Annotated in this window: 8 protein-coding genes and 1 pseudogene; 3 read left to right on the plus strand and 6 right to left on the minus strand. The window is 73.2% G+C overall.

Going from position 1 to position 6486, the window contains the following annotated elements; translation table 11 throughout:
* The 4 genes from VFZ20_RS12305 to VFZ20_RS12320 form a co-directional block, all read right to left on the minus strand.
* A partial coding sequence (locus VFZ20_RS12305; RefSeq protein WP_329684181.1) for a hypothetical protein occupies positions 1 to 606 on the minus strand: 606 nt, incomplete at its 3' end.
* 34 nt (positions 607 to 640) lie between these two features.
* Entirely contained in the window at positions 641 to 1480 is an 840-nt protein-coding gene (locus tag VFZ20_RS12310) for a hypothetical protein (RefSeq protein ID WP_329684182.1), read from the minus strand.
* A 37-nt stretch (positions 1481 to 1517) separates the two neighbouring features.
* On the minus strand, positions 1518 to 1895 hold the full coding sequence (locus VFZ20_RS12315) for a hypothetical protein (RefSeq protein ID WP_329684183.1): 378 nt from the start codon (positions 1893 to 1895) through the stop codon (positions 1518 to 1520).
* A 63-nt stretch (positions 1896 to 1958) separates the two neighbouring features.
* Positions 1959 to 2384 carry a hypothetical protein gene (locus VFZ20_RS12320; RefSeq protein WP_329684184.1) on the minus strand — a complete coding sequence of 142 codons (426 nt, stop codon included), beginning with the start codon at positions 2382 to 2384 and terminating at the stop codon, positions 1959 to 1961.
* A gap of 74 nt (positions 2385 to 2458) precedes the next feature.
* On the opposite strand from VFZ20_RS12320, the gene VFZ20_RS12325 reads away from it, so the two are divergent.
* Positions 2459 to 2947, plus strand: a complete 489-nt coding sequence (locus VFZ20_RS12325) for an excisionase family DNA-binding protein (protein ID WP_329684185.1) — start codon at positions 2459 to 2461, stop codon at positions 2945 to 2947.
* A 6-nt stretch (positions 2948 to 2953) separates the two neighbouring features.
* The gene (locus tag VFZ20_RS12330; RefSeq protein WP_329684186.1) at positions 2954 to 3517 is read left to right on the plus strand and encodes a PIN domain-containing protein; all 564 of its coding nucleotides are present in this window, start codon (positions 2954 to 2956) and stop codon (positions 3515 to 3517) included.
* Between the two features lie 10 nt (positions 3518 to 3527).
* Here the strand turns inward: VFZ20_RS12330 and VFZ20_RS12335 are convergent, their stop codons facing one another.
* Together VFZ20_RS12335 and VFZ20_RS12340 are read right to left on the minus strand one after the other, a co-directional pair.
* Complete coding sequence (locus tag VFZ20_RS12335) at positions 3528 to 4646, minus strand: N(4)-(beta-N-acetylglucosaminyl)-L-asparaginase (protein ID WP_329684187.1); 1119 nt, start codon at positions 4644 to 4646, stop codon at positions 3528 to 3530.
* A 182-nt stretch (positions 4647 to 4828) separates the two neighbouring features.
* A complete protein-coding gene (locus tag VFZ20_RS12340; protein ID WP_329684188.1) occupies positions 4829 to 6067 on the minus strand; it encodes a hypothetical protein in 1239 nt (412 codons plus the stop codon).
* Positions 6068 to 6257: 190 nt separating this feature from the next.
* Between VFZ20_RS12340 and VFZ20_RS12345 the strand changes: the two are divergent.
* Positions 6258 to 6486: pseudogene (locus VFZ20_RS12345) on the plus strand (hypothetical protein); the annotation flags it as partial.

The following is a 6486-nucleotide window of genomic DNA, read 5'->3' on the forward strand; positions in this document are numbered from 1 at the left end:
ATAGTGTCTTCCGCTCAGCGTGACGACGTACCAGTCCGCGGGGGCATAGGCCGCGTCTTCAGGCAGCAGCGTCGTGTCAGCGGCGAGGGGGCCGGCTGTGCGCCCCAGCACGCGCGGAGACCACACGCCCACGTCGCCGAACGACGACACCACCCACGCGCCGTCCTCGCGCCGCCACTCCACGAACACGGGCGAGCTCGCCGGCTCCCCCGGCGGCACGAAGCGGGTGCCGCGCACGCGCCGCCATGGCCCGTCGTGGATCACCGTCTGCATCCCCAGCCGCCCCTCGAACGGCCCCGCCCCGCCCGCCCCCTCGAACGAATTGCACACGGGCCCGTCCGGGCCGATGGCGCGCGGCGTCTCCACGCCGCTGAACCGCCAGGTGCCCGTGCGCGCGTCGCCGCGCCCGTCCGTGCGGATCCACGTCTGCACCCAGGTCCAGTCGCCGCGCCGGGGAAAGAACGCGGCCACGCTGTCGTTGGGCGCGGTGGGCGCGGCCTCCGCGAAGGCCCGCATGCGCGCGGCGAGCGTGGCGTCCTGCGCCTGCGCGGGCGCGGCGCCCAGGGCGAGGAGGATGGCGATCCGCGTGGGGACGGCTCCTGTCATCAGCGTAATCCGGGAGAAGTGGATCGACCGGGGCTCAGCGGCAGGGCATGCGGCCGAACCCCGTGTAGGGCTGGTACTCGCCGGGCGACACGGCCGAGTACAGCATACCGTCCACGGTGCCGCCGGCGGCGCCCGCCTCCATGTAGATGCTCACGCGGCCCCGCACGCCCACGCGAGCCAGCGCCGCGCGCTCCAGCCGCCGCGGCAGGCCGTACTTCACGTACCGCAGCCCCTCGAAGGTGAGCGGCTCGTTGTCGCGGTACCACCGGGCCTCCGCCGCGTACCCCAGCCCCTCGGCCACCAGGCTCGTGTCGCGCGAGATCATCCCCACGGGCCGCCCCCGCAGCGGGAGCCGATACGCGTCCCGGTCGCCCACCGCGTCCACGACCCACGCGCCGTCCTCGCGCCGCCACTGCACGAAGACGGGCGACCGTGTCGGCGCTCCCGGCGGCACGAAGCGCATCCGCCCCACGTGCCGCCAGCCTTCCTCGTGCACCTCGCCGGCGAACGAGTCCTCCACGGGGCCCACGTCGGCCCGGGCGGCGTTGAACTCCTCGCACCCCGCTCCGCCGTCGCCGATCAGCCGCTCCGTCTCCGCCCCGGCGATGCGCCACGTGACGACCTGCCGCGGGCCGCGCGTCCCGTTCAGCGTCCGCACCCAGTTCCAGTCGCCGCGCCGGGGAAAGAACGCGGCGATCTCCGCCTCGTCCCCGCCCCGCATCCCCTCCAGGAACGCGCGCATCCGCCCGGCCAGCGTCGCGTCGGACGAGGCGGGGACGGACGCCTCCTGCGCAGGGGCGGACGTCGCCAGCAGCATCCACGCGGCGAGGACCACGAGCGGGCGGGCCGCCGTGAAGGGACGCGGACGCATCATGCAATCCGCGGGATGAGGGACGGTAGGATCCGGCGCATCAGTGCAGCAGCCAGGCAATTGCCTCGGCCTCGTCCAGGAAGATGTGCACCAGCGCGCTGATCCGCCCTTCCGAGAGCATCTCGAACTGGCGGCCCCGGCCAAAGTCCGCCGCCGCCTTCATCAGCACGGCCGCCTTGCCGGTGCCGATGCGGTCGTCGTGCGCCACGTGGTTCTCGGACGCCGCCCGCATCACCGCGAGATCGGCGGCGCCGAACTCCAGCGCGCGGTGATCGAAGAGCACGCTGGTGCCGGGGCGCCAGAAGTCGCGCGAAAGCACGTCCTCCGTCATCCGCAGGTGGTCCCGCGTGGTGAACACGCCCCGCGTCCGTACGGTCACGAAGCCCAGCTCCTCATCGTGCTCCACGGTCCATTCCATCGATCCCTCCCGGAAGTTGCGAGGGTCCTGCGTTGCCGGCGGAAGCCGGTGTCCACGATGCAGTCAGGGCGCGGCGGCGGCGAGGTGCGCGTCCAGGGCCAGCAGCACGCCGAATGCGTAGGGGATGAGGATGAGCGCCATCCACCGCGCGCCCCTGCCCCGCCCCCGCAGCGGACCGTTGGCCACCGCGTACGCGACCACGAGCGACGCCGGCCAGATGAGCGTGATGAAGATGGCGGCCGGCCACGCGCCGTCGCCCAGGTCGGCGTAGCGCGCGCCCATCAGCAGCTGCACGAACGGGGCGGAGATGCCGTAGATGATGGCGCCCGGGATGCCCAGCAACGCCATCCCGCCCAGGGCGAGCACGAACGCGACGATGGCGGTGATGATCATCCCGCGACGGAGCTCCCGCACCGCCGGGGCGCGCAGGAAGAGCACCATCGCCGCCAGCGCGCCCACCACCGTCGCGGCGGGAATCACGATCCACATGGGCTCCGTTTCGTTTGTTGCGTTTAGGCGCAGACGATGCTAGATTGGGGACAGCTTCTATGGGAGAAACCACCATGGTCCGTCCAGGTTCAGGCACACGTACGCTCGTTGATGCACTCGCGCCTCCCGCCGAGGAGGAGGACCGCGAGGCCGCGCTACGCACGGCGCAACGGCTTCGCCACATGCAGGAGGATGTCGAGTTGATCATCCGAACCCCGTCCGGCGAGGTCGAGGCCCTGCCCCGCGACGTCGCGCGCCTCGTCGCGTCCCTGCTGGAGGAAGTCGCTCAGGGGAATACCGTGGCGCTGGTCACCGAGGCGGAGGAGGTCACCACGTCGGTCGCGGCCGAGTTCCTGGGCGTGTCGCGACCGCACGTCGTAAAGCTCATCGAAGCCGGGTTCCTGCCGTGCCGCATGGCGGGGTCTCACCGGCGGGTTCGGCTTACGGACCTCGTGGGCTACAAGCGTGTCGTCGATCGCCGCCATACGTTCCTCGACGCGCTGATGGCCGAAACCGAGGAGCTTGGCTTGTACGACTCCCCGCCGTCGCGGTCGGGGCGGTAGTGCCGCATGGCCTACGGACCGCTGGTCCAGGCTGTCCTGGACGCCAACGTCATCTATCCCGCGTTCCTCCGCGACGTCCTGCTCCGGCTCGCGGCGGCTGATCTCTATCTCCCCTACTGGTCCCACCGCATTCACGACGAGTGGACGCGCAACCTGCTCGCCGACCGTCCGGAGCTCTCCCCGGCGAAAGTTTCACGAACGCGAGCAATGATGGACGTGCATTTCGCCGGGGCATGCGTCAATGGCTACGAGCCGTTCGAGATCGGCCTGGAAGCCGTCGCGCCGGAGGATCGGCACGTCGCCGCAGCCGCGCGGTGTGTCGGCGCGGACTACATCGTGACGCAGAACCTGAAGGACTTTCCTCCCGACGCCCTTCGCCCGCACGGCATCACCGCCGCGCATCCGGACGAATTCGTGTGTGCCCTGATCCGGGCCGATGCCAAGTCCGTGCAACGCGTGCTCGCGTCCCATCGAAACGGGCTCCTGCGTCCGCCGCTGACCGCGTCGGAGTACGCTGCGGCGTTCGTTCACGCCGGCCTGCCCCGGGCCGGCGCGATTCTCTGGCCCTGAACGTTGCCCCTCAGTCGTTCGGGCCGCCCTGCAGCAGGGGCTCCAGGGGCACGTCGCGGGGGCCGTTCTCGTCGCAGACGGCGTAGGTGCCGCCGGGGTACATGCTCACCCCGGCGTGCTCGCCGCGCGTGTTGAGCACGTAGAACTGGATGCCGAAGTTGGGCGTGCCGCGGCCGTTCCGCAGCCGGCGCTCCACCGTGTTCTGCACGATGCGGCGCAGTCCCTCCATTCCCGCGTCCTTCGGCGACATCCCCCGCCGCAGGTTCTCCACGATCAGGTACGACGTGAGGTTGTACAGGTTGGCCTCGCCGCGGCCCGTGCTCCCCGCCGCGCCCACGCCGTTGTCCACGTACAGCCCCGCGCCCAGGATGGGCGAGTCGCCCACGCGGCCGGGGATCTTCCACGCCAAGCCGCTCGTCGTGGTGCATCCGCAGACGTCGCCCGCCGCGTTGATGGCGTTGCAGTTGATGGTGCCGTAGTAGTGCATGGGGTCGATGAGCCCCTCGGCCACCATCTCCAGCCCCGCGCGGTGCCCCGCCTGCGCCCGCTGCCCGGGATCGGGAAAGCGCGCGGGGTCCGAGCGCCGCTTCCACTCCAGCCACAGCCGGCGCGACTCGGGCGTGTTGAGGTCGTCCTCCACCGTGAACCCCATCTGCCGCGCGAACCGCTGCGCGTCCTGCCCCACGAGCAGGTGGTGGTCCGTGTTGTCCATCACCGCCTGGGCCACGAGCGACGGCGTGCGCACGCCCGCCAGCGCCGCCACGGCCCCCGCGCGCCTGCGCGGCCCGTGCATGACGGACGAGTCCAGCGTGACGACGCCCTCCGCGTTGGGCAGCCCGCCGTAGCCCACGCTGGTGTCGCCGGGGTCCAGCTCGTTCAGGTTCACCCCGGCGATGATGGCGTCCAGCACGTCCGCGCCCCCCACCATGCGCGTGAACGCCGTCTCCACGGCGGCCATGGTGCCGCCGTTGCGGAACTGGTTGCCGTTGCCCGACGCGATGACCACGGGCCGCGCGGCCCCGCGCGTGTGCACGGCGGGCGCCCCGGCCAGGGGTGCGGGAAGGGCGGCGGCCACGCCCGCGGCGGCGCCCGTGCGCACGAAGTCGCGTCGGGTGATGGGCTTGCTCATGGGAATCCGGAACCAGGGCCAGGAGGGACGGCGGATACGGCGGGATGCAGCAACCTGGCCGCGCCGGCGCGGACGGGCAAGGGAGGGATGCGGATCGGGCGTCCCTCCGGGGAACAAAGGCGGATCACGCACGGGAACAGCCCGGTCCGCGCGAGGAAGAATCGGCGCGCGGGACGCGTGGATCAGCCCTTTCGCAGGCGGTACAGGCGCACGTACTCCACCTCCAGTTCGTCGCGGGCGCGGCCCAGGATCCAGTCCGCCCCGATCTGCAGCACGGTGAGCCCGGCCGGCGTCTCCACCGTCCCCAGCCAGCGACCCCGGGGATCGAACACGGACCAGCGCGACGGGTCATCCGGCGCCACCTGGTAGTCGCGTACCCACAGGTTCTGCTCCGCGTCCACCGCCAGCTGGTCGAACGCGGGCATGGTGGCGCGGGCGGGCAGGTCGTCGAACGCGGGCGCCCGCGCCGCGCCGCCCGTGACCCGGGCGATGCGCTCCGCGCGCTCGCGCTGGCGCGCCTGGGCGGCCTCCCGCGCGCGAGCCAGGTCCGCGCGCTCCACCCGGCGCGGCGCCCCGAGCCGGCGGATGCTCATCCGCACCCGTCCCACCGCGTCCGTCACGTCCACGCGGAACGCATCGCTCTCCCCCACGAAGGCGTGCTCACCGCTCGCCGCGAAGTACGCGTTGCGGCCAAAGAGCACGCTTTCCTGCGAGAGCGCCCCGCCCGCGCGCCGGGCCACCAGCTCCCGCCCCGCCCGGGCGTCCAGCGTGTTCGCCGCGGCCCCGTCCGCCGTGTGCCGCACGTAGCGCACGCTGTCGCGCCGCTCCCCCGCCTCCATGCGCAGAAAGGCCTCCACGGAGGGCGAGGGCTCCAGCACGAACGACCCATCGGCGAGGATGCCGCGCAGCGCCGCCGAGGCCCCGCCCACCCGCACGGACGTCGTGCGCCCCACGCCCCCGTCCGGCCCCAGCACTACCAGGCGCGTCTGCCGCGCGTCCCACACGGCCAGCGAGTCGCCCCGGTAGGGGAGCATGGCGTCGATGGAGCCGAACTCGCCGGGCCCGCCCCCGCGGCGCCCGGCCGCGCGCAAAAAGCGGCCGCGCGCGTCGTAGAAGCGCACCTCCACGGCGTTGGCGTCGGCCACGGCCACGCCCCCGCCGGCCAGCCGCGCGGCGCCCTGCACCCGCCCCAGCTGGTACTCGGCCGCGCCCTCCACGCTGCCGATCTGCAGCGCGGGGACGGAATCCACCCGCCACCCGGCGGACGCGTCCCAGACGGGCCGGGCGCTTTCCACGATGCGGATGCCGGCGCTGTCGCGGGGCGCGGCGTCCGCGCGGGCGTCCATCCGCTCCCCGCAGGCCGCGGAGATCACGCACAGCCAGACGCACACGGCAACGCGGGCCGGGACGGGACAGGTCATCGAAGGGAGCTCCGGCGGGGGCGTGGGACAGCGGGACGGCGATGAGCGCGTGGTTTCCGAAAGTTGTGCGGCCCTCGTTATCCGTCAACTGTTGACCGCCAAGCGTCGTGGATGTACTCATCAGGAATCCCCCCCGCACAGGCCCGCACCCCGCCTTGCGCCCGGTCTCCCCCCTCGCGGCAGGCGACCCATGGTCCCGCAACGCTCGCCCGCGACCGCGTGGAGCCCGCCGCCATACTGCGAGCTTCACCCCCTGCCCCGCCCCGGCGTTCCGAGGCGGGAGACGCTGCCCCGCGCGGCCGTCCTGGTGCTGGACGCCGCCCCCGGCGCCGACGCCCCCGCCGCCCTGGCCGACGTGGTGCGCGGCGTCCGCGCCCGGTTCCCCGCCGCGCCCGTCGTCGTCCGCGTGCCGGTGCTCG

This window comes from Longimicrobium sp. (assembly GCF_036280135.1).
Classification (GTDB): domain Bacteria; phylum Gemmatimonadota; class Gemmatimonadetes; order Longimicrobiales; family Longimicrobiaceae; genus Longimicrobium.